Consider the following 22,039-nt stretch of genomic DNA (forward strand, 5'->3'; position numbering starts at 1 on the left):
GGGGCGCAGCCTTCGGCGTCAAGGACGCCAGGGCTGCCCACCGGGTTCCCGGATCGCCCCAACTCCCCCTGGCCGACACCGTGTACGTACCCAGCCGGCTCGGAACGACGCCCCCTCGGACCGCGTCCACCGACGCCGCCTCCGGGGGGTGCCCCTTTTCGAACGGGGCTCAGTCGACCGCAAATCCTGTCCATGGGGGGCATTTTTGAGCCAAGTTGTGGCTCACGTAAATACCGCGCGCCCAAGCCGTGACAGTGCTGGACATCTCCTCACTTGTGCGTGTAGATGTGGTTGCAGTGACAGCGGCGCAGATTGACATGGGGGTTTGCGATGCTATCCAGCGAAACGCGCCCGTCGAAGAACCGACTGCCATGAGCGCCCCTCACCTGCCGAAAGTGGCTGGAATCGATCCAACTGTTCCGGCGCCCGCGCACACTGCGGAGCCCCTGCCGGGCCTCCCGGCCCCGTCCGTCGCACCCGGCACGATGATCCAGGACAAGCTGGCGGGCTGGGTCTCCGACCTCACCACGCTGCACGAACTCACCGAGCGCCTCGCCCGCACGGGCACCGTCGACGACGCCCTCCGGGAAGTGCTCCGCGCGGGCGCCGCGCTCGTCGGCGCCCGCCGCGGCATGGCCGTCCTCGAACCGGCCGACGGTCTCGGTCCCACCACCACCATCGGCCTGGGCCTGGCCCACGCCGACCTCGGCACCATCGAGACCGTGCCGCGCAGCGCCACCTCCTACGGCCGCATCCTCGACGACCTCCCCGACGAACCCCTCGCCGAGCGCCGGCGGCCCGGCCCCGTCGCCGTCGCCGTCCCCGACCTGTTCGCCGACGAGGGCCTCGATCCGCGCCACCGCGAGGTCGCCGCCCGCCTCGGTTACGCCGCCAGTTACGCCGTCCCCCTCGTCACCGAGACGGCCGGGAGGCTGGGCGCGGCCGTCTGGCTGTACGACGAGCCCGCCGAGCCGGCCGAAGGACGGCGCCACCTCGTCGGCCTCTACGGGCGGTACGCCGCCGAGCACCTGGCCCGGCTCGTGGAGCTGGAGCGGGGCCGCGCCAGGCTGGCCACCATCGCCGAGGAACTGCTGCCCAGCCGGCTGCCGCGGGTGCCGGGTGTCCGGCTCGCCGCCCGGCACCGCACCGGACCGCGGGGCGGCGGCCACTGGTACGACACGCTGCCGCTGCCGGAGGGCGCGCTCGGCCTGGCGGTCGGGTCGGTGTCCGGGGCGGGCCCGAGCGCGCTGGCCGCGATGGGACGGCTGCGCGCCTCGTTGCGGGCGTACGCGGTGATGGAGGGCGAGGACCCGGTCGCCGTCCTCTCCGACCTGGAACTGCTGCTGCGCCTGACCGAGCCGGCCCGGTCGGCCACCGCGCTCTTCGCCTACGCCGAGCCGGCGCGCCGCAGAATCGTGCTGGCCGGGGCGGGGCACACACCGCCGCTGATCGTGGGCGAGCGGCGCACCGAGTTCGTCGAGACCTCCCTGTCGGCCCCGCTGGGCATGCTCGCCTGCTGGGAGGCGCCGAGCGTGGAGATCGCCCCCGAGCCCGGCGAGACGGTGCTCCTCTACACGGACGGACTGCTGCGGCGTACCGGGGACTCGATGGACCGGGCCTTCGCGCGGCTGCACGCGGCCGCGACGACCGTACCCAGGGCGGACCGCCCGGACCCCGGCGCGGTCGCCGACCACGTGCTGCGGACGGTGCTGCCGGACGGCGGCTCCGGGGACGAGGACGTGGTGGTGCTGGCCGCCCGCTTCGAGTGACATAAGCCCCTGGCCGGTCCTCCGTACGACCGTACGATGATGAGGGTCCCCCCTGCTCGCGGGAAGCCGGGAGCCCGGGGAGATCCCCCCTGCCCGACATCCGAGGGCGTGGGGGAGGTCGAGTGTCGTACTGATCAGGAGGCGGACCCGTGGCCGAAGAGCTCATCCCGGAGACCCCGGAAGAGACCGACGAGCCGATCAAGCAGCGCAAGAACGGCCTGTACCCGGGCGTGTCCGACGAGCTCGCGGAGAACATGAAGTCCGGCTGGGCCGACACCGAACTGCGCGGTCTGGAGCCCATCCCGCAGGCGGCCCACACCGCCGCCCGCCGCGCGGCGCTGTCCGAGCGCTTCCCGGGCGAGCGGCTGGTGATCCCCTCGGGCAACCTGAGGACCCGCTCCAACGACACGGAGTACGCCTTCCGCCCGTCGACCGAGTACGCGTACCTCACCGGTGACCACACCCACGACAGCGTGCTGGTGCTGGAGCCGTCCCAGTCCGGCGGCCACGACGCGACGATCTACCTGCTGCCGCGCTCCGACCGGGAGAACGGCGAGTTCTGGCTGGACGGCCAGGGCGAGCTGTGGGTGGGCCGCCGGCACTCCCTCTCGGAGGCGGAGCAGCTGCTCGGCATCCCGGCCAAGGACGTGCGCGAGCTGCCGGCCGCGCTCCGCGAGGCCACCGGCCCGGTGCGCAACGTGCGCGGCCACGACGCGGGCATCGAGGCGGCCCTGACCGACAAGGTCACCGCCGAGCGCGACGAGGAACTGCGGGTGTACCTCTCCGAGGCGCGCCTGGTGAAGGACGAGTTCGAGATCGGCGAGCTCCAGCGCGCCTGCGACTCGACCGCGCGCGGTTTCGAGGACGTCGTCCGGGTCCTGGACAGGGCGGAGGCGACCAGCGAGCGGTACATCGAGGGGACCTTCTTCCTGCGGGCCCGCGTCGAGGGCAACGACATCGGCTACGGCTCCATCTGCGCGGCCGGACCGCACGCCACGACCCTGCACTGGGTGCGCAACGACGGCCCGGTCCGCTCCGGCGAGCTGCTGCTGCTGGACGCGGGCGTGGAGACGACGACCCTCTACACGGCCGACGTGACGCGGACCCTGCCGATCAACGGCCGCTTCACCGAGCTCCAGCGCAAGATCTACGACGCCGTGTACGACGCCCAGGAGGCGGGCATCGCGGCGGTGAAGCCGGGCGCCAGGTACCGCGACTTCCACGACGCCGCCCAGCGGGTGCTGACCGAGCGCCTGGTGTCCTGGGGCCTGCTCGGCGACCTGACCGTCGAGAAGGTCCTGGAGCTGGGCCTCCAGCGCCGCTGGACCCTGCACGGCACCGGTCACATGCTCGGCATGGACGTCCACGACTGCGCGGCCGCGCGGACCGAGACGTACGTGGACGGCGTCCTGGAGCCGGGCATGTGCCTGACCGTCGAGCCGGGTCTGTACTTCCAGTCGGACGACCTGACGGTGCCGGAGGAGTACCGGGGCATCGGTGTCCGGATCGAGGACGACATCCTGGTCACGGAGGACGGCAACCGGAACCTGTCGGCCGCGCTGCCGCGCCGGTCGGACGAGGTCGAGACGTGGATGGCGGGCCTGAGGGGCTGACGCTCCGCGCCCGGCCCCGGGCCCCTCGCCGGTATCCCGGCGGGGGGCCTCTCGGTGTGTGGGTCAGGAGGCCACGAGCGGGGCGCCCGTACGCCACTTGACGATCTTGTCGAAGCTCACGACCGCGCCGCCGCGTCCCGATCTGTTCCCGAAGTGGACGTGGTCGGCCAGTTCTTCGATGAGGCGCAGGCCTCGGCCGTCCTCGGCCTCCGGAGCCGGCTCGGGGGCCGCCGGGGCGGGTCCGGCGGGGAAGCCGGGGCCCGAGTCCGCCACTTCGATACGGCACTTCTCGCCGTCCAGGTACGCGGTCACGCGGTACTCCGCGGAGACGTCCCCCGTCTCCGTCCGACCGCCGTGCTCCACCGCGTTGGCGCACGCTTCGGTGAGGGCGAGGGACAGGTCGTAGGAGATCTCCGGGTCCACGCCCGCGGTCTCCATGGTGCCGAGAAGGAGGCGACGGGCGAGCGGAACGCTCGCAGCCTCGCGCCGCAAATGGAGAGACCACCAGATGCTCATGCTCCAGCCTCCTGGCTGCGGCTCGACATACCGTTACGTATTGCCCCCACTTGTGTGCGGTAAGCCCCGCGTTGACGCGGCGGCCCCCGTTCGGCGGATATGCGTAGCCCGTACGCCGGTGTATGTCGGCGTGTGTCGCACTCTGTCCGGGTCATGCGGACTCCGGCGGCGAAACGGTGACCTTCCGGACCTGCCGTGTGGAGGGAAGGGGCGCAGTGCGATGATGGCTCGGCCATGTCTGCCCCTTCCGCTGGTCCGCGGCTGCTGAGGGCCGCGGTGTTCACCGCGGTCTGCCTCGTGCTGTCCGCGCTGGGACATGTGCTCGCGGCCTGCGAGACCGTCCCGTGGTGGACGCTGGCCCTCGGGTTCCTCTGCGTGTTCGTGTCGGTCGTGCCGTTCGCCGGGCGCGAACGCTCGCTTCCCGTGATCGCCACGGCGCTGGCCGGCGGCCAGCTCGGCCTGCACGCGCTGTTCGGGCTCGGACAGCGACAGCAGCTCACGGTGGGTATCGGCGACCGGGCGGACGACGTGCTGATCCGGATGGCTGCCAAACTGGTGTGCGGGGCGGGCGCGTCGTCGCTCAGCCCCGCCGACGCGCACCGGATCGTCACCCGCGCCGGGCTGGACCCGGCCACCGCCGTCGCCCACGCGGGACACGCGGGGCACGTGGCGGAGCCCGCCACCGGACTGTGGCCCGGCCTGCCCATGCTCCTCGGGCACCTGCTGGCCGCCGTCGCGACCGGCTGGCTGCTGCGGCGCGGCGACCTCGCCCTGCTGAAGCTGGGCCGGCTGTCGGCGCGCGGTGCCACCGAAGTCGCCGAAGGCGCGCTCGTACGGTCGCTGCGCGCCTCCCTCACCCTCGTACGCGCTCTGGTGGCCGGGCTGCCCGCGCTGCCCGCGGGCGGGCCGAGGCCGCCGCGTACCGAGGACGACCCCCCGCCGCCCGCCGGGGCGGAAGCACTCCAGCACACGGTGATCAGGCGCGGCCCCCCGGCCGTACTGCTCTACGCCCTCGCAGCCTGACACGGCGCACTCGACGGGAGTGACGCCGTGGTGCGCCCGTGCGCACGCGTCCACTTTCCGACCCTGTGGAGTGTGTTCCGTCATGAACGTCTCTTCCCGTGCCGCCCTGGCCGGCGGCCTCGCCGTCTCCTCCGTCGTCCTGCTCTCCGGCTCCGCCTTCGCGCACGTCAGCGTGGAGCCCCAGGGCGAGGCCGCCAAGGGCGGGTACGCCACGGTGAACTTCAAGGTGCCGAACGAGCGCGACAACGCCTCGACGGTGAAGCTCGAGGTGGCCCTCCCGGCCGAGCACCCCCTCGCCTCCGTCTCGACGCAGCCGGTTCCGGGCTGGAAGGCCGAGGTCACCAAGGCGAAGCTGGACAAGCCGCTGGAGGTGCACGGCAAGAAGATCACCGAGGCGGCCACGAAGATCACCTGGACCGCCACCGGCTCGAAGATCGCCCCCGGTGAGTTCCAGCAGTTCACCGTCTCCCTCGGCCGCCTCCCGGAGAACGCCGACAGGCTCGTCTTCAAGGCCCTCCAGACGTACGACAACAAGGAGGTCGTGCGCTGGATCGAGGTGCCCGAGGACGGCGCCCCCGAGCCCCAGACCCCCGCTCCCGTCCTGAAGCTCTCCGCGGCGACGGACGACCACCACGGTGGCGCCACGGCCGCCGGGACGGACGACAAGGGCCACGGCGCGCAGGAGAAGGCAGCCGCGACGGCCGGCTCCGGCGACACCACCGCCCGGGTCCTCGGCGTCGTCGGCATCCTGGTCGGAGCCGCCGGTGTGGCCTTCGGTGTCCTCGCCGGACGCCGCCGCTCGGCCTGACGGCCGCCCCCCGAAAACCCGAGAGAGAAGCACATGCACTTCCAGAAGACCGGCGAGCGGTCCCGGCCGCGCCGCCGTACCCGCGTACTCGCGGCCGCCCTCGTCGCCGTATCGGCGCTCACCCTGTCGGCGTGCGGCGGCGACGAGGACACCTCGGCCACCGGTATGTCCGTCGAGGCGTCGCCGGACAAGGCGGCGACCGTCCTGGACCGGCCGTTCGAGAAGCCCGACCTCGTCCTGAAAGACACCAAGGGCGAGACGTACGACCTCCGGGAGCGGACCAAGGGCAAGCCGACGCTCATCTACTTCGGCTACACCCACTGCCCCGACGTATGCCCGCTGACGATGAGCAACATCGCCCTGGCATACAAGGAACTCCCCAAGGCCGACCGGGACAAGCTCCAGGTCGTCTTCGTCACCACCGACCCCGAGCGGGACACCTCCGCCGAGCTCGCCAAGTGGCTGCCCGGCGCCGGTGACCCATCCTTCACCGGGCTCACCGGCGACTTCCCGACCATCCAGGCGGGCGCGCGCCAGATGGGCATCGGCATCGACCCGCCGAAGAAGGAGAAGGACGGCTCGGTCGTCTCCATGCACGGCGCACAGGTGATCGCGTTCTCGCCCAGGACCGACCAGGGGTACGTCATCTTCGACGACGACACCACCGCGAAGGAGTACGCGAAGGACCTGCCGAAGATCATCAAGGGGGAGAACCCGTGACCCGCCGCACCACCCTCACCGCCCTGTCGACCGCCGTGGCCCTCGCCGGGGCCATGGCCCTGGGCGGCTGCTCCTCCGCCGACGGGCCCGAGCTCGACGTGGCCGGCGCCTTCATGCCGCAGCCGGTGAGCGACATGGCCGGCGGCTTCCTGACCGTCACCAACAACGGCGACGCGGCGGACAAGCTCACCTCGGTCACCAGCCCGCTCTCCGACGACGTCCAGATCCACGAGACGAAGGACCAGAAGATGCGGCAGGTGAAGTCCCTCGACATCCCCGCCAACGGTGAGCTGAAGCTGGAACGCGGTGGCAACCACATCATGTTCATGGCCATCAAGAACCGGCCGGAGCAGGGGGAGAAGGTGCGGATAGAGCTCCACTTCGAGAAGTCCGGCCCGATCACGGTCGACCTCCCGGTGGAGGCCGCGACCCACAACCCGTCGAAGCACTAGGCACCCGGGGGACTGACACACCATGACGGCCACCGCCCCGCGCTTCGGAACCGCCCACGTCCTGTGGCTGATCCTGGCCACCGCGGCGCTGCTCGGCACCGTGCTCTCCGGCACCGCGAGCGCCCACGCCGCGCTCACCGGCAGCGATCCGAAGGACGGGGCGGTGGTCGCCACCGCTCCCAAGGGCGTCACGCTCACCTTCTCCGAGCAGGTCGCCATGGGGGAGGACGCGATCCGCGTCCTGGAGCCGAGCGGCAAGCGTGCCGACACCGGCGAGCTGCGCGACCTGTGCGCGGGGGCGGTCGTCAAGTACGGCGTGGACCTGCACGCCGGGCTGCCGGACGGCACGTACACCGTCGCCTGGCGCGCCGTGTCCGCCGACAGCCACCCCATCTCCGGCGCGTTCACCTTCTCGATCGGCGCCCCGTCGCAGACCGCCGTCGCGCTGCCGGAGCAGGAGGCGGGCGGCGGAGTCGTCGGAGCGCTCTACGGGATCGGGCGGTACGTCTCTTACGGCGGTTTCGTCCTGCTCGTGGGCGGCGCCGCGTTCGTCCTGGCCTGCTGGCCGCGCGGGGCGACGGTACGGCCGCTCCAGCGGCTCGTGGTGCGCGGGTGGGTGGTGCTGACGGCGTCGACCCTCGCGCTGCTCCTGCTGCGGGCGCCCTACACGGGGTCGGGGAAGCTCGCCGAGGCCTTCGATCTGACGGCGCTCGGTACCGTCCTGGAGACCAAGACCGGCGCCGCGCTCGTCTCGCGGCTGCTGCTGCTGGGCGCGGCGGCGCTCTTCGTGGCGGTGCTCTTCGGTGCCTACACCAGGCGTGAGGAGGAGAGCGAGAAGAAGGACCTGATGTTCGGCCTCGCGATCGGCGGCACGGTGGTCGCGGCCGGGATCGCGGGGACGTGGGCGCTGTCGGAGCACGCCTCGGCGGGGCTCCAGCCGGGGATCGCGATGCCCGTCGACATCCTGCACCTGCTGGCGATGGCCGCCTGGCTGGGCGGGCTGGCCGCGCTGCTGGTCGCGCTGTACCGGGAGCCGTCCATCGAGCGGTCGGCGGTACGGCGCTTCTCCCGTGTCGCGTTCGGTTCCGTGGCCGTGCTGGCCGTGACCGGGATCTACCAGTCGTGGCGGCAGGTCGGCTCCTGGTCGGCGCTGACCGGCACGGCGTACGGCAGGCTCCTGCTGCTCAAGGTGGGGCTGGTGGGCGTCCTGGTCGGGGTGGCGTGGTTCTCGCGGAGGTGGACGCGGCGGCTGGCGGAGACGGCGGACGCGGACGGGCCGGGCGGCGTGCCCGCGGAGCCCGTCACCGAGCCGGGCGGCGTGCGCGAGGCCGGGTCCGAGGACGGGTCCGAGGCCGAGGGCGGGTCCGGCGGCGTGCCGGGCGACGTGTCCGAGGGCGGGTCCGGTGACGTGCGCGAGACCCGGTCCGACGAGGCGGCCGGGGGCGGGTCCGGCGGCGTGCGCGAGACCCGGTCCGACGAGGCGGCCGGGGGCGGGTCCGGCGGCGTGCCCGCGGAGCGCGCCGCCCAGTTGGCCCGCCAGAGGGCCGCCCTCGCCACCGCCCGCGTCAGGCGTGCCCGTGACGCCGACCCCGGGCGGGCCGGGCTGCGGCGTTCCGTGCTGGCCGAGGCGGGCGTCGCGGTGGTGCTGCTCGCCGTGACGACCGTCCTGACGACGACCGAGCCGGGCCGTACGGAGGAGGAGGCCGGGCGCACGCGGGCGCCGGCCGGGGCCGCCGTACCGGACCGGCCCCTCGACCTGACCATGCCGTTCGACACGGGCGGTGTGAACGGCAAGGGCGCCGTACGGCTCACCCTCGCCCCCGGCCGCTCCGGCGGGAACGCGATGCACGTGTACGTGGACGGTCCGGGCGGGCGGCCCCTGGACGTACCGGAGCTGAAGGTGTCCTTCACCCTGGAGTCACAGCAGATCGGGCCGCTGCCCGTCGTACCCGACCGGGTCACCGCCGGGCACTGGACCTCGGCCGGCGTGCGGATCCCGATGCCCGGCGAGTGGAAGCTCCAGGTGACCGTGCGGACGTCCGACATCGACCAGACCACCATCGACAAGAACGTGAAGATCGGCTGACCTGACCGTGAGCACCGAGAACCTCGACATCTCCAGGCGCAAGCTGCTGGGCACCGTCGGCGCGGCCGGCGCGGCCGGGCTGGCGCTGGGCGCGGCCGGGGGCGCCGCGACCTACGCGACCGCCGCCGGACCCGCCGGTACGGCTCTGGCGACGGTGGGCTCGACCGCCGTACCGTTCCGCGGCACGCACCAGGCGGGCATCCTCCAGCCGCTGCAGGCGCGCGGCCACCTGGTCGCCTTCGACCTGGCGCCCGGGGCGGGGCGCAAGGAGGCCACCGCGCTGATGCGCCGCTGGTCGGCGGTGGCCGAGCGGCTGATGGCGGGCGAGCCGGCCGGCGACGGGGACACCGGGGTCGCCCTGGACGCCGGGCCGTCCTCCCTGACCGTCACGTTCGGCTTCGGCGCCTCCTTCTTCGACCGGACGGGGCTGGTGGCCCGGCGCCCGGCGGAGCTGGACCCGCTGCCCGCCTTCTCCTCCGACCGGCTGGACGCCAGGAGGTCCGGCGGCGACCTGTGGGTGCAGATCGGCGCCGACGACGCGCTCGTCGCGTTCCACGCGCTGCGCGCCGTGCAGAAGGAGGCGGGCGCGGCCGCGAAGGTGCGCTGGCAGATGAACGGCTTCAACCGCTCGCCGGGCGCCACCGCGCAGCCGATGACCGCGCGCAACCTGATGGGCCAGGTCGACGGCACGCGCAACCCGAAGCCGTCCGAGCCGGACTTCCAGGAGCGGGTCTTCGTCCCGGCGGGCGGGGACCAGCCGTGGATGGCGGGCGGCTCGTACGCCGTCGTCCGCCGGATCCGGATGCTGCTGGACGACTGGGAGAAGCTGCCGCTGGAGCGGCAGGAGCGGGTCATCGGGCGCCGGAAGTCGGACGGTGCGCCGCTGACGGGCGGCGGTGAGACGACGGAGATCGACCTGGACAGGACGGGTCCGGACGGCAAGCTGGTCGTCCCCGACAACGCGCACGCGCGCATCTCGGCGCCGGAGCAGAACGGTGGCGCGGCGATGCTGCGGCGCCCGTTCTCGTTCCACGACGGCATCGGGACGGACGGGACGCCGGACGCGGGACTGCTGTTCATCGCCTGGCAGGCCGACCCGCGCAGGGGGTTCGTGCCGGTGCAGCGGAAGCTGGACCGGGGGGACGCGCTGTCGCCGTTCATCCGGCACGAGGCGAGCGGCCTCTTCGCGGTACCGGGCGGGCCGGGTGAGGGCGAGTACGTGGGACAGCGATTGCTGGAGGCATGACCGGAGCGGCTTCCGGCGCATTAGGGTGACCGGTATGTCGGCCACTCGCTATACGTATCTCGGTCCCGAGGGCACCTTCACCGAGGCCGCCCTGCGCACGCTCCCGGAAGCCGCCACGCGGGAGCTGGTGCCGATGGTCTCGGTGCCCGCGGCGCTGGACGCCGTGCGCAACGGGGAGGCCGCCGCCGCTCTCGTGCCGATCGAGAACTCGGTGGAGGGCGGGGTGACCGCGACCCTCGACGAGCTGGCGTCCGGCGAGCCGCTGATGATCTACCGCGAGGTGCTGCTGCCGATCGCGTTCGCGCTGCTGGTCCGGCCGGGCACCAAGATGTCCGACATCAAGACCGTCACCGGTCACCCGGTCGCGCAGCCGCAGGTGCGCAACTGGCTGCGGGCGCACCTGCCCGAGGCCGTGTGGGAGTCGGCCGCCTCGAACGCGGACGGTGCGCGGCTGGTGCAGGAGGGGCGGTTCGACGCGGCGTTCGCGGGCGAGTTCGCGGCGGCGACGTACGGGCTGGAGGCCCTGGTCCGCGAGATCCACGACGCCGAGAACGCGGAGACCCGGTTCGTGCTGGTGGGCCGCCCGGCCCGGCCGGCCGCGCCGACGGGGGTGGACAAGACGTCGGTGGTCATCTGGCAGCGCGAGGACCATCCGGGTGCGCTGCTGGAGCTGCTCCAGGAGTTCGCGGCGCGCGGGGTGAACCTGATGCTGCTCCAGTCGCGGCCGACGGGCGCCGGCATCGGCAACTACTGCTTCGCCATCGACGCCGAGGGACACATCTCGGACCGGCGGGTCGGCGAGGCGCTGATGGGCCTGAAGCGGATCTGCGCGCACGTCCGGTTCCTGGGTTCGTACCCGCGGGCGGGCGCGACCGCCGAGGACGTGACCCCGCCGCGTACCGGTACCTCCGACCAGGAGTTCACGGCGGCGTCCGACTGGCTGGCCCGGTGCCAGGACGGCCGGGCCTGACCGTACGTCCGCCGTCCGCGTCCACGTCAGGTTCAGGTCCGTGCCCCTGTCCGTGTCCACGCCCACGCCCACGCCCACGCCCACGTCCCACGTCCACGTCTACGCCCACGTCCACGTCCACGTCCACGTCCACGTCCACAGAAGTTATCCACAGGGCTGCTTCTCGACCTGGGGACAAGTCGACAACACAACCGGACAGGGTCGACAAATCGCTCCAGCCACCCCAGGTCGCCCCGGAGTGCGGCACAGGGGCCGTGTCACCTCAATTCCGCCGATCAACTCCTTAGAGCGAGAATTTCCCACCCGAATGAGTGGATGGGCAGGGTTTGACAGGGGAATCCAGAGTGACGGCCCGGCAAACGGATTGATCAATTACTGAGTCCACAGCGGATTCGCACAGCCTGTGGATAACTCGCCGAGGCGACCGGCTTCTGTGGACAACGCGACTCGAACATCGCCGTGGGAGAGTCGGCCGGACAGCAGGGGCCGTTCCCTTTCGCGGGCGCGAGAGACGGGAGCGCGGAATTCCGGTGAGCTTTTCCAGGGATAAACTCCTGCAATTCGGTCAAAGTGACACGCATGGCACGTCCGGCATATCGGCTGGGGTGACACAAGCCCGCACCGGTAGCCTGGTGGGGTGATTGACCTTCGCCTGCTCCGTGAGGACCCCGACCGTGTTCGCGCCTCCCAGCGCGCCCGTGGAGAGGACGTCGGCCTCGTCGACGCCCTGCTCTCCGCCGATGAACGGCGCAGGTCGTCCGGCGTCCGCTTCGACGAACTCCGCTCCGAGCAGAAGGGGCTCGGCAGGCTGATCCCCAAGGCGTCCCCGGAGGAGCGCGCGGAGCTGCTGCGGAAGGCCGAGCAGCTGAAGACCGACGTCAAGGCCGCCGAGGCCGCCCAGAACGAGGCGGACGACGAGACCAGGCGGCTGCTGCTCAAGCTCGGCAACATCGTCCACGAGGACGTGCCGGTCGGCGGCGAGGAGGACTTCGTCGTGCTGGAGACGCACGGCACCGTCCGCGACTTCGGCGCCGAGGGCTTCGAGCCCAAGGACCACCTGGAGCTCGGCGAGGCGCTGGGCGCCATCGACGTCGAACGCGCCGCCAAGGTCTCCGGCTCGCGCTTCTACTACCTGACGGGCGTCGGCGCGCTGCTGGAGCTCGCCCTCGTCAACGCGGCGATCGCCCGGGCGACGGAGGCGGGGTTCATCCCCATGCTGACGCCCACGCTGGTCCGCCCGCGCGCCATGGAGGGCACCGGTTTCCTCGGCCAGGCCGCCGAGAACGTGTACCACCTGGAGAAGGACGACTACTACCTGGTCGGTACGTCCGAGGTGCCGCTGGCCGCGTACCACATGGACGAGATCCTCGACGCGGAGAAGCTGCCGCTGCGGTACGCCGGCTTCTCGCCGTGCTACCGGCGCGAGGCCGGCACGTACGGCAAGGACACCCGGGGTATCTTCCGGGTCCACCAGTTCGACAAGGTCGAGATGTTCTCGTACGTCGTCCCCGAGGACGCCGAGGCCGAGCACAAGCGGCTGCTGGACTGGGAGAAGCAGTGGCTCACCGCTCTGGAGCTGCCCTTCCAGGTGATCGACGTGGCCACCGGTGACCTCGGCGCCTCCGCCTCGCGCAAGTACGACTGCGAGGCCTGGATCCCCACCCAGGGCAAGTACCGCGAGCTGACGTCCGCGTCGAACTGCGACAGTTTCCAGGCGCGGCGCCTGTCGGTGCGGATGCGCGACGGCAAGAAGGTCCAGCCGCTGGCCACCCTGAACGGCACGCTGTGCGCCGTGCCGCGCACGATCGTCGCGCTCCTGGAGAACCACCAGCAGGCCGACGGCTCCGTGCGGGTCCCCCCGGTCCTCCGCCCCTACCTCGGCGGCCGGGAAGTGCTGGAGCCGGTCTCCAAGTGACCCCGTTCCCCTACAAGCTGATCGCGACCGACCTCGACGGGACGCTGCTCCGTTCCGACGGCACGGTCTCGCAGCGCACGCGTGACGCGCTCGCCGCCGCGACGGCGGCGGGCGCCGCGCACATCGTGGTCACCGGCCGCGCCGTCCCCTGGACCCGCCACATCCTGGACGACCTGGGGTACGACGGCCTCGCCGTCTGCGGCCAGGGCGCGCAGGTCTACCACGCGGGCGAGCACCGGCTGCTGACGTCCGTGACCCTGGACCGCCAGCTCGCGGGCCTGGCGCTGTCCAAGCTGGAGGCCGAGGTCGGCCCGCTGGCCCTCGCCGCGAGCCGGGACGGTCTGGACGGCGAGGTCCTGGTCGGCCCCGGTTACCGGGTCCAGGAGGGCCCGCTGCCGTACGTCCCCTACGTGGACCCGGCCGACCTGTGGTCCGCCCCACTCAACAAGGTCTACATCCAGCACCCCGAGCTGGACGACGACGCCCTGGCCCTGGCCGCCCGGCAGGTGGTCGGCGGCCTCGTGGACGTGGTGATGGCGGGCGCGGGCGTCGTGGAGATCCTCCCGCTGGGCCTGACCAAGGCGACGGGCCTGTCCCTGGCGGCCCGCCGGCTGGGCGCGAAGGCGGCGGACACCATCGCGTTCGGCGACATGCCGAACGACATCCCGATGTTCGCCTGGGCGCACCACGGCGTGGCCATGGCCAACGCGCACGATGACCTCAAGGCCGTCGCCCACGAGGTCACGGCGTCCCACGACCAGGACGGCATCGCGGTGGTGCTGGAGCAGCTGCTGGGCCCGGACGCGGGGCGCGGCACCACCGGCTGACCGGAGCGCGGCACCACCGGCCGACCAGGTCGCGGCACCACCGGCCGACCGGAGCGCGGCACCACCGGCCGACCAGGGCGCGGCACCACCGGCCGACCGGAGCGCGGCACCACCGGCCGACCGGGGTGCCGCGCCGTCCGGCCCGTACCGCTGGCGGACTCAGAAGTTGATCATGTGGCCCGCGAGCCCGTGCACGGCCTCCTTGACCGCCTCGCCCAGCGTCGGGTGGGCGTGGACGTTCCGGGCCACCTCGTGCACCGTCAGGTCCCACTGCTGGGCCAGCGTCAGCTCGGGCAGCAGCTCCGTGACGTCCGGTCCGATCAGGTGCGCGCCGATGATCTCGCCGTACTTCGCGTCGCTGATCAGCTTCACGAACCCGGTCGTGTCGCCCAGGCCGTGCGCCTTGCCGTTCGCCATGAACGGGAACTTCGCGACCTTGACGTCGAAGCCCTTCTCCCGCGCCTGCTCCTCCGTCCAGCCGAAGCTGGCGATCTGGGGCTGGCAGTACGTGGCGCGCGGGATCATCGGGTAGTCGAGCTCCATGGTCTCGGCGCCCGCCAGCGTCTCGGCGGCCACCACGCCCATGGCCTCGGCGGTGTGCGCGAGCATCAGCTTCGCCGTCACGTCACCGATCGCGTAGATGTGGGGAACCGACGTGCGCGAACGCCCGTCGACGTCGATCGCCCCGCGCTCGGTGAGCCGCACGCCCGTGTTCTCCAGGCCGTACCCCTCGACGTTCGGCGCGAAGCCGATCGCCTGGAGCACCTTGTCGGCCTCCAGCACCTGCTGCTTGCCGTCCTTGCCGGTCACCGTGACCCGCACCTGGGCGCCGGACTCGTCGATCGACTCCACCCGCGTGGAGGTCAGTACGTCGATGCCGAGCTTGCGGTACTGCTTCGCCAGCTCGGCCGAGACCTCCTTGTCCTCCAGCGGCGCGATCCGGTCGAGGAACTCGACGATGGTGACCTTCACGCCGTAGTTGTGCAGCACATACGCGAACTCGATGCCGATCGCGCCGGCGCCGGCGATCACGATCGAGCGCGGGAGGTCGTCGGTGAGGATCTGCTCCTCGTACGTCACGACACGCTCGCTGCGCCGTGTGCCCGGCAGCAGGCGGGGTGTGGCACCGGTCGCGATGACGCAGTTGTCGAACGAGATCGTCGTCTCCGTGCCGTCGGTCAGCGCGACCCGCATCGTGTTCGCGTCCAGGAAGGTGCCCCGGCCGGTGAACTCGGTGATCTTGTTCTTCTTCATCAGGAAGTGGACGCCCTTGACGCGCCCGTCCGCGACCGTGCGGCTGCGCCGGAACGCCTCGCCGTAGTCGAAGGAGACCTGGCCGTCGACCTTGATGCCGTAGGTCTTCGCCTCATGGGTGAAGAGGTGGGCCAGCTCGGCATTGCGCAGCAGGGCCTTGGTGGGGATGCAGCCGACGTTCAGGCAGACACCGCCCCAGTACTTCTCCTCGACCACCGCGACGCGCTTGCCCAGTTGGGCGGCGCGGATGGCGGCGACGTATCCGCCGGGGCCTGCTCCGAGTACGACGACGTCGAAGCGGTCTGACATGGCGTGCTCCCAGGGTGTGAGTGCGTGCGGACGTGCCCACAGTAATCCTGGCGGCAAGTTGTAGGATGACTGGGCAACCGGGCGAATAGGCGGAATGGAGCAGTGGACACATGGTGCTGAAGGCCGCGGGACGGACCTCCCTCGTCGACGCGGTCGTCGATCAGCTCCGGGACCAGCTGACGCACGGCGAATGGACGGTCGGCGACCGCATCCCGACCGAGCACGAGCTCGCCGAACAGCTCGGGGTGGGCCGCAACACCGTCCGCGAGGCCGTCCGCGTCCTGGTCCACGCCGGCCTGCTGGAGTCCCGGCAGGGCAACGGCACGTTCGTCCGCTCCACCGCCGACCCCGCCGCCGTGCTGCGCACCGTCCGCGCCGCCGGCGCCCTGGACGTCCTGGAACTGCGGATCGCCCTGGAGACGGAGGCGGCCCGGCTCGCGGCCGCCCGCCGCGACACCCACGACCTGCTGCGGCTGCGCGCCGCGCTCGCGACCCTCCGTGAGGAGGGCGACCGGGACGCGGACGCCGACCTGGCCTTCCACCGGGCGGTGGTCGAGGCCACGCACAACGCCGCGTTCACCGAGGTGTACCGGTTCTTCTCCGTGCAGGTGCACGAGAGCCTCGTCGAGTCGCTCGGCGACCACGAGATGCCCGCCATCGACCTCGACGCGCACGAGGCGCTGGTCGTGGCGATCGAGGCGGGCGACCCGGAAGCGGCCGGGGACGCGGTGCGGGAGCTGCTGCGCGCGCCCATGGAGGCGGTCCGGGCGATCGTCGCCACCACCCGCTGAACCCTCCTTCCGCTGTACGTACGTTGACGAGAAAGGTGCTGTGAACGTGGCACGCCCGGAATCCGATCGGCTGCTTCTCCTCGACGCGGAGGCCGATGTCCGGCCCTCCCCCCGGGGCGCCGCCGCGCGGCGGGCGTTGCTCGCCCATCCGGTGCTGCTGCTCGTCGGGATCGTGCTGGCCTCGCTGAACATGCGCGCGGCGCTGGCGAGCGTGTCCCCCCTGGTCGGCGAGATCAGCGCGGCCTTCGGGCTGTCGTCGACGGCCAGTTCGCTGGTCACGTCCGTGCCGGTGCTGTTCCTCGGCGTGGGCGCGCTGGTCGCGCCGTGGCTGGCACGGCGGCTGGGGACCGAACAGGTGCTGCTCGGCGCGCTGTTGCTGCTGGCCACCGGCATCCTCGTACGCGTGCTGCCCTCCGTGTACGCGCTGTACGGCGGCGGCGTCCTGGTGGGCACGGCGATCGCGCTGCTCAACGTGCTGATGCCCGGACTGATCAAGCGGGACTTCCCCGACCGGGCCGCGTCCATGACGTCCGTCTACACGGGCGCGATGATCGCGGGCGCGACGGTGGTGGCGGCCTCGTCCGTGCCGCTGGAGCGGGCGTTCGGCGGCAGCTGGGAGGCGTCGCTGGCGTTCTGGTCGCTGCTCGCGGCGGTGGCGGCGGTGGCGTGGCTGCCGCAGGTGCTGATCACCCGGGGGCGGACGGGGCGCGAGGTGCGGGTGGTGCCGGGGACTCCCCGTACCGGCCGCAGTGTGTGGCGCTCGGCGCTGGCCTGGCAGGTCACGCTCTTCATGGGCCTGCAGTCCCTCTGGTCGTACGTCCTGATCGCCTGGATGCCGACCATCTTCACCGACCAGGGCATGAGCCCCTCGACGGCCGGTGTCGTGTTCGCCTTCAACAACCTCATCCAGGTGGCGGGCGCGTTCCTGGTTCCTCTGCTGGCCGGCCGGATGCGTGATCAGCGGCCGCTGGTCGCGCTGGTGACCTCCCTGGTCGCGGCCGGGTACGTGGGGCTCATGGTCGCCCCCGTGACGGGCGCCTGGTTGTGGGCGGCGGTGCTCGGTGTCGGCCAGGGCGGCGCCGTGGGCCTGGCGCTGACGCTGATCGTGCTGCGCAGCGGGGACGCGGTGACCGCGTCGCGGCTGTCGGGGATGGCGCAGACGGTCGGCTACCTGCTGGCGGCCGCGGGCCCGCTGGTGGCGGGCGCGGTGCACGAGGCGACCGGCGGGTGGACGGTCCCGATCGCCCTGGTCCTCGGCGTGTGCGCGGCGGCCCTGGCGGTGGGCCTGCTGGCGGCGCGCGACCGCAAGGTCTAGTCGCGGTCTTTGCAGGTGGGCGCGGTCCGCGCGGCCGGTCCCGGTACGCAGCGGCCGGTCCGGTTACGCGCGGCCGGTGGCGGTACGCGCGACCAGTCGCGGTCCTTGCGGCGGCGCCGTCCGCGTCGGCGGGCGCGGCTGAAGAACCAGCCCGCCGGAGGCTCGTCGGAGCGCCAGGGCTGCGGCTCGGGGGGCCGGCCGCGCCAGCGCGCGGCCAGCATCCGGGCCCGGGCGGAGGGCTCGGTCGTCCCCGCGGAGCGTATGAAGTCGGTGTCCAGCTCGACGTCGTCCCGGTCGTCCCGGTCGTCCCGGTCGTTCCGGTCGTTCCGGTCGACGTTCCGGTTCCGGCCGTCCCCGGACTCGTGGTCAGCGGTCATGGGTGCCTCCTCCGTACGGCAAGTGTGCCCACCGGACCGTCAAACCGGTGTGAAGGACGGAAAGGGCCCTCCACGCGCGTGGAGGGCCCTTTCCTTTCGTGGACTACTCGTCGCTCGCGAGCGTCAGCGTCCGCAGCTTCTGGCCGGCGTACCAGGTCGCCGCCACCGTCACACCCGCCAGCAGCGCCACCGCGGCCGGCAGACCCACGTCCGAGGCGACCAGCCCGTCACCCGTCACCTTCTCGGCGACGGCCAGGGCCCACTGCTGGACGCTGAGGGTCTTGGCCCCGGCGATGAGGCTGCCGAACAGCGCCTCCCACACCAGCGCGTACACGAGGCCGATGACGACCGCGTGGCGGCTGACCGTGCCGAGGAGCAGGAAGAGCGCGCTGTACGCGATCGAGGCGACGAGCGCGGCGACGGTGTGGGCGACCGCCACCTGTTGTCCGTTGCCGTTGAGGATCATCCCGGCCAGGAACGTGGGGACCGCCGAGAACACCATGGTCACGGCGATGGCCACGATCAGCTTGGTGAAGATGATCGTCGGCCGTTTCACCGGCTTGGCGAGCAGGTAGACGATCGAACCGTCGTCGATCTCGGGCCCGATCGCACCCGTCCCGGCGATGACACCGATCAGCGGCACCATCGTGGCGAGCGCGAACCCGCCCAGGACGTCGGCGGCGATCTGGTCGTCGGCCCCGTTGAAGCCCCGGACGGCGGCCGCGATGAGCAGCAGCAGCCCGGGCAGGACGAAGAGGATGGCGGCCCGGCGGCGGCCGAGCAGGGCCCGGTAGGTGAGCCGGGCGACTGTGGGGTTGTACATGGTCGTAAGGCTCCCTTCAGGCCGCGACGAGGTAGGAGAAGACCGACTCGAGGGACTCGTCCGAGGGCGAGACCGTCAGCAGCCGGATGGACTGTTCGCGGGCGACCCGTGGCAGCAGTTCGGTGAAGCGCGCGAAGTCGACCGCCTGGATGCGCAGGGCGCCCTCCGTCACGTCCACCTCGATGCCGGCCGTGGACGGGTCGGCGATCAGCGCGGCCGCGAGCGCGCGGTCGTCACTGGACCGCACGAGGTAGCGGTGCGGCCGGTCGGTCATCAGACGCCGGATGCGGCGGAAGTCGCCGCTCGCCGCGTGGCGCCCGGCGACGATCACCTCGATGTGGGAGGCGAGCTGCTCGACCTCCTCCAGGATGTGCGACGAGAACAGGACCGTGCGGCCCTCCGCGCCCATCCGCCGCAGCAGGTCCATCAACTGCATGCGCTGACGCGGGTCCATGCCGTTGAACGGCTCGTCCAGCAACAGTACGGACGGCTCGTGGACGAGGGCCGAGGCCATCTTCACGCGCTGCCGCATGCCCTTGCTGTACGTGGCGATCTTACGGTCCTGCGCATCCTCCATCTCCACCGTGGCCAGGGCCTTCCGCGCCTCGGCGGCGCCCAGTCCGTGCAACTCGGCGTTGGCGACGACGAACTCGCGGCCGGTGAGGAAGTCGTACATCGCCTCCCGCTCGGGCACGACGCCGATGTGGCGGTAGACCGACTCGTTGCGCCAGATCTGCCGCCCGTCGAGGGTGACGGATCCGTTGGAGGGGGCGAGGAAGCCGCCCATCATGTTGATCAGGGTGGACTTGCCGGCGCCGTTGGGGCCGAGCAGCCCGGTCACGCCGGGTCCGATGGTCATGGAGACGTCGTTGACGGCCACGACGTTGCCGAACCACCGCGAGACGTGGTCGATGTCGATGGTGGTCACAGCCCGACCTTTCGGTAGCGGCGCATCAGGACGGCGTAGGAGCCCGCGACGAGCGCGAGGATGACCAGCAGGTAGACGACGCCCTGCCCGACGCCCGGTCCTGCCTCGGCCGGGAAGGACGACGTGGCACCCAGGAAGGCGGTCTGTACGCCGTCGATGAGGGTGATGGGGGAGAACAGGCCGAGCCACGGGACCGCGCCCAGCGAGTCGGTGCTCCAGGCGATGGCCTGGAGGGTGGAGACGGCACCGTAGGAGATGGTGAGGGCGGCGATGACGGCGGCGACGCCGAAGCCGCGGCGCGGTGTCAGCGCGGCGAGGACCAGGCCGATCCCGCCGAAGAGCAGCGAGAGCAGTGCCACGGAGACCAGCCCCTGTGCGAAGCCCTGGGTCTGGTCGACGAAGTCCATCTTCGCCAGCAGTGACCCGATGTAGAGGATGAGCAGTGGTGACGCGGTCAGGATGAACAGGGCCGCGGCCATCGCGCCGTACTTGGCGAGGACGTAGTCGACGCGCTCGATGGGGCGGGAGAAGTACAGCGGTACGGTCTTGAACCGCAGGTCGCGCGAGACCGACTGGGGCGCCTGCGAGGCCAGGTACAGGCCGATGACGGCCTGAGTGAAGATCGCGTACCGCGTGTAGTCCAGCGGCAGGTCCTTCAGCTTGGTGGCCACGGCGACCGCGACGACGACCAGCGCGGGAATGCACATCACCGCGAACAGGATCATCGGCAGCACCTTGGACTTGGCGCTGCGGCCCAGTCCGTAGGCGCCGCGCAGCGACTGCGAGAACAGCGAGCGGCGCGCGTAGGCGCGGCCGAGCCGGGGGCCGTCGTAGTCGCGGTACCCGATGTTGTGGATACGGGTCTCCGCGCGGGGCGTGGGAGTGCTCATCGGGTCCGCACCTCCTGCGGCTGGGCGGCGGCCGATTCCGGCCCGGGGCGGAAGACCTCGGCGATGTGGTGGCGGCGCTGTTCCATCCGTACGAGGCCCAGTCCGAGGCCGGCGACGACGTCGCGCACCAGGTCGTACGTGTCCTCGCCGGTCGCCTCCAGCAGCAGGACGTGGCCGGCGCCCGGCATACCGTCCTCCACGCGCGCGTGGAGGGTGATCCCGGCCGCCGTGAGCGCCTCGCGGAGGGCGGCCGTGCCGTCGGGGTGCGCGTCGGTGTCGGTGACCTCGACGGCGAGGGTGGCGGTGAGCTGGGTGAAGTCGCTGGTGGAGCTGGAGCGCAGGAGCTTGCCGCCGTCGATGACGACGACGTGGTCACAGGTGCGTTCGAGCTCGCCCAGCAAGTGGGAGGTGACCAGGACGGAGATGCCGAAGTCCGTGTGGACGCGGCGGATCAGGCCCAGCATCTCGTCGCGCCCGACCGGGTCCAGGCCGTTGGTCGGCTCGTCGAGGAGGACCAGCTTCGGGTCGTGGACCAGCGCCTGGGCGAGCTTCACCCGCTGCTTCATGCCCGTCGAGTAGCCGCCGATGGGGCGGTAGCGCTCCTCGTACAGCCCGACGTGGCGCAGGGTGTCGGCGGTGCGCTCCCGCGCGGCGGTGGGCGGCAGTCCGGACATGCGCGCCATGTGCACCACGAACTCGGTGGCCGAGACGTCGGGCGGCAGGCAGTCGTGCTCGGGCATGTAGCCCACGCGCTCACGGATGGCGGCGCCGCTGGTGGCGACGTCGAGGCCGAGGACCTCGGCCCGGCCCTCGGTGGCGCGGGACAGGCCGAGCAGAATCTTGATCATGGTGGACTTGCCGGCTCCGTTGGCACCCACAAGTCCGGTCACACCGGGCCCGATGTCCAGGGAGAGCCGGTCGAGAGCGGTCACCCGGGGGAACCGCTTGCTGAGGCTTTCGGTCGCGATCACAGTCACGCTACGACGGTAGTGGCCCAGGCCACACCGGACGTCAGACCAGGCGGCTGGATCCATGTCCGTCCAGAGGAGTAGGAGCCCGTAGGGGCCTCGCACCCGAGTCGCGGTTAGTCGCGGTCTTCCACAGGCGCCGCACGGCTCTTGACGCAGCCGCCGGACATTGTCACATTCATCAGTGTCACTTTTGCGATGACGGACGGCACGCGTGGCGACACGTGCGGCGACACGTACAGCGACACATGCAGGGGGCGTGCCCGGCGACAGGCGCGTCGGCAGGCGGGTCGACAGGCGCGCCGGCACGCATGGCAACGGCTTGGACGGGCGGGTGGCATGGCCTCAGTGGGTTCTTCGGTCTCCCCGATGACCGCACGGGACGGGGAGCTGCGCGGGTTCAGGGAGGTGCAGCGCCTGGCGTACGCGTGCGCCGAGG

General features: G+C 72.0%; 20 protein-coding genes. 13 read left to right on the top strand and 7 right to left on the bottom strand.

All coding sequences use genetic code 11. The annotated features are described in order from the left end of the window. Positions 1–254: 254 nt before the first annotated feature. Together ABD347_RS08390 and ABD347_RS08395 are read left to right on the top strand one after the other, a co-directional pair. Complete coding sequence (locus ABD347_RS08390) at positions 255–1,769, top strand: PP2C family protein-serine/threonine phosphatase (protein ID WP_344358556.1); 1,515 nt, start codon at positions 255–257, stop codon at positions 1,767–1,769. A gap of 149 nt (positions 1,770–1,918) precedes the next feature. After that, positions 1,919–3,382, top strand: coding sequence for an aminopeptidase P family protein (locus ABD347_RS08395; RefSeq protein ID WP_344358419.1), 1,464 nt, complete (start codon positions 1,919–1,921; stop codon positions 3,380–3,382). 63 nt (positions 3,383–3,445) lie between these two features. Here the strand turns inward: ABD347_RS08395 and ABD347_RS08400 are convergent, their stop codons facing one another. After that, positions 3,446–3,898, bottom strand: coding sequence for an ATP-binding protein (locus ABD347_RS08400; RefSeq protein WP_344358422.1), 453 nt, complete (start codon positions 3,896–3,898; stop codon positions 3,446–3,448). A 234-nt stretch (positions 3,899–4,132) separates the two neighbouring features. Between ABD347_RS08400 and ABD347_RS08405 the strand changes: the two genes are divergently transcribed. From ABD347_RS08405 to ABD347_RS08445, 9 genes are all read left to right on the top strand, one after another. Next, a complete protein-coding gene (locus ABD347_RS08405; protein ID WP_344358425.1) occupies positions 4,133–4,921 on the top strand; it encodes a hypothetical protein in 789 nt (262 codons plus the stop codon). 82 nt (positions 4,922–5,003) lie between these two features. Next, positions 5,004–5,729, top strand: a complete 726-nt coding sequence (locus ABD347_RS08410) for a YcnI family copper-binding membrane protein (protein WP_344358428.1) — start codon at positions 5,004–5,006, stop codon at positions 5,727–5,729. A 33-nt stretch (positions 5,730–5,762) separates the two neighbouring features. Further along, positions 5,763–6,449, top strand: a complete 687-nt coding sequence (locus ABD347_RS08415) for an SCO family protein (RefSeq protein ID WP_344358430.1) — start codon at positions 5,763–5,765, stop codon at positions 6,447–6,449. Next, positions 6,446–6,901: a copper chaperone PCu(A)C gene (locus ABD347_RS08420; protein WP_425575605.1), complete on the top strand. Its 456-nt coding sequence runs from the start codon at positions 6,446–6,448 to the stop codon at positions 6,899–6,901. The genes ABD347_RS08415 and ABD347_RS08420 overlap by 4 nt, the downstream gene beginning before the upstream one ends. 22 nt (positions 6,902–6,923) lie before the next feature. Continuing rightward, positions 6,924–8,987: a copper resistance CopC/CopD family protein gene (locus tag ABD347_RS08425; protein ID WP_344358433.1), complete on the top strand. Its 2,064-nt coding sequence runs from the start codon at positions 6,924–6,926 to the stop codon at positions 8,985–8,987. A gap of 7 nt (positions 8,988–8,994) precedes the next feature. Next, on the top strand, positions 8,995–10,233 hold the full coding sequence (gene efeB, locus ABD347_RS08430) for an iron uptake transporter deferrochelatase/peroxidase subunit (protein ID WP_344358435.1): 1,239 nt from the start codon (positions 8,995–8,997) through the stop codon (positions 10,231–10,233). Between the two features lie 34 nt (positions 10,234–10,267). Then, the gene (gene pheA, locus ABD347_RS08435; RefSeq protein ID WP_344358438.1) at positions 10,268–11,203 is read left to right on the top strand and encodes a prephenate dehydratase; all 936 of its coding nucleotides are present in this window, start codon (positions 10,268–10,270) and stop codon (positions 11,201–11,203) included. A 637-nt stretch (positions 11,204–11,840) separates the two neighbouring features. Then, positions 11,841–13,118: a serine--tRNA ligase gene (serS, locus tag ABD347_RS08440; protein ID WP_344358441.1), complete on the top strand. Its 1,278-nt coding sequence runs from the start codon at positions 11,841–11,843 to the stop codon at positions 13,116–13,118. Then, entirely contained in the window at positions 13,115–13,945 is an 831-nt protein-coding gene (locus ABD347_RS08445; protein ID WP_344358443.1) for an HAD family hydrolase, read from the top strand. Before serS ends, ABD347_RS08445 begins: the two co-directional genes overlap by 4 nt. 159 nt (positions 13,946–14,104) lie before the next feature. Here ABD347_RS08445 and lpdA read toward each other — a convergent pair whose 3' ends face one another. Further along, positions 14,105–15,508, bottom strand: a complete 1,404-nt coding sequence (lpdA, locus tag ABD347_RS08450) for a dihydrolipoyl dehydrogenase (RefSeq protein WP_344358444.1) — start codon at positions 15,506–15,508, stop codon at positions 14,105–14,107. A gap of 110 nt (positions 15,509–15,618) precedes the next feature. On the opposite strand from lpdA, the gene ABD347_RS08455 reads away from it, so the two are divergent. Both ABD347_RS08455 and ABD347_RS08460 read left to right on the top strand, forming a co-directional pair. Continuing rightward, positions 15,619–16,299 (top strand): FadR/GntR family transcriptional regulator, encoded by a 681-nt coding sequence (locus ABD347_RS08455; RefSeq protein WP_344358447.1) that lies wholly within the window; start codon positions 15,619–15,621, stop codon positions 16,297–16,299. Positions 16,300–16,345: 46 nt separating this feature from the next. Beyond that, the gene (locus ABD347_RS08460; protein ID WP_344358450.1) at positions 16,346–17,614 is read left to right on the top strand and encodes a CynX/NimT family MFS transporter; all 1,269 of its coding nucleotides are present in this window, start codon (positions 16,346–16,348) and stop codon (positions 17,612–17,614) included. On the opposite strand, the gene ABD347_RS08465 is transcribed toward ABD347_RS08460, so the two are convergent. From ABD347_RS08465 to ABD347_RS08485, 5 genes are all read right to left on the bottom strand, one after another. After that, the gene (locus ABD347_RS08465; RefSeq protein WP_344358570.1) at positions 17,611–17,991 is read right to left on the bottom strand and encodes an SGM_3592 family protein; all 381 of its coding nucleotides are present in this window, start codon (positions 17,989–17,991) and stop codon (positions 17,611–17,613) included. The genes ABD347_RS08460 and ABD347_RS08465 overlap by 4 nt on opposite strands. A 103-nt stretch (positions 17,992–18,094) precedes the next feature. Beyond that, positions 18,095–18,814, bottom strand: coding sequence for an ABC transporter permease subunit (locus ABD347_RS08470; RefSeq protein ID WP_344358453.1), 720 nt, complete (start codon positions 18,812–18,814; stop codon positions 18,095–18,097). 16 nt (positions 18,815–18,830) lie between these two features. Continuing rightward, positions 18,831–19,742 carry an ABC transporter ATP-binding protein gene (locus tag ABD347_RS08475; RefSeq protein ID WP_344358456.1) on the bottom strand — a complete coding sequence of 304 codons (912 nt, stop codon included), beginning with the start codon at positions 19,740–19,742 and terminating at the stop codon, positions 18,831–18,833. Continuing rightward, on the bottom strand, positions 19,739–20,632 hold the full coding sequence (locus ABD347_RS08480) for an ABC transporter permease (RefSeq protein WP_344358459.1): 894 nt from the start codon (positions 20,630–20,632) through the stop codon (positions 19,739–19,741). The genes ABD347_RS08475 and ABD347_RS08480 overlap by 4 nt, the downstream gene beginning before the upstream one ends. Then, entirely contained in the window at positions 20,629–21,603 is a 975-nt protein-coding gene (locus tag ABD347_RS08485; protein WP_344358562.1) for an ABC transporter ATP-binding protein, read from the bottom strand. The genes ABD347_RS08480 and ABD347_RS08485 overlap by 4 nt, the downstream gene beginning before the upstream one ends. Positions 21,604–22,039: the final 436 nt, after the last annotated feature.

Source organism: Streptomyces gobitricini (genome assembly GCF_039532985.1).
Lineage (GTDB): Bacteria > Actinomycetota > Actinomycetes > Streptomycetales > Streptomycetaceae > Streptomyces > Streptomyces gobitricini.

Coding starts and splice junctions, on each gene's coding strand:
- ABD347_RS08400 (WP_344358422.1), bottom strand. CDS start 3,898: ATGAGCATCTGGTGGTCTCTCCATTTGCGGCGCGAGGCTGCGAGCGTT.
- ABD347_RS08405 (WP_344358425.1), top strand. CDS start 4,133: ATGTCTGCCCCTTCCGCTGGTCCGCGGCTGCTGAGGGCCGCGGTGTTC.
- ABD347_RS08410 (WP_344358428.1), top strand. CDS start 5,004: ATGAACGTCTCTTCCCGTGCCGCCCTGGCCGGCGGCCTCGCCGTCTCC.
- ABD347_RS08415 (WP_344358430.1), top strand. CDS start 5,763: ATGCACTTCCAGAAGACCGGCGAGCGGTCCCGGCCGCGCCGCCGTACC.
- ABD347_RS08425 (WP_344358433.1), top strand. CDS start 6,924: ATGACGGCCACCGCCCCGCGCTTCGGAACCGCCCACGTCCTGTGGCTG.
- pheA (WP_344358438.1), top strand. CDS start 10,268: ATGTCGGCCACTCGCTATACGTATCTCGGTCCCGAGGGCACCTTCACC.
- lpdA (WP_344358444.1), bottom strand. CDS start 15,508: ATGTCAGACCGCTTCGACGTCGTCGTACTCGGAGCAGGCCCCGGCGGA.
- ABD347_RS08455 (WP_344358447.1), top strand. CDS start 15,619: ATGGTGCTGAAGGCCGCGGGACGGACCTCCCTCGTCGACGCGGTCGTC.
- ABD347_RS08465 (WP_344358570.1), bottom strand. CDS start 17,991: ATGACCGCTGACCACGAGTCCGGGGACGGCCGGAACCGGAACGTCGAC.
- ABD347_RS08470 (WP_344358453.1), bottom strand. CDS start 18,814: ATGTACAACCCCACAGTCGCCCGGCTCACCTACCGGGCCCTGCTCGGC.
- ABD347_RS08480 (WP_344358459.1), bottom strand. CDS start 20,632: ATGAGCACTCCCACGCCCCGCGCGGAGACCCGTATCCACAACATCGGG.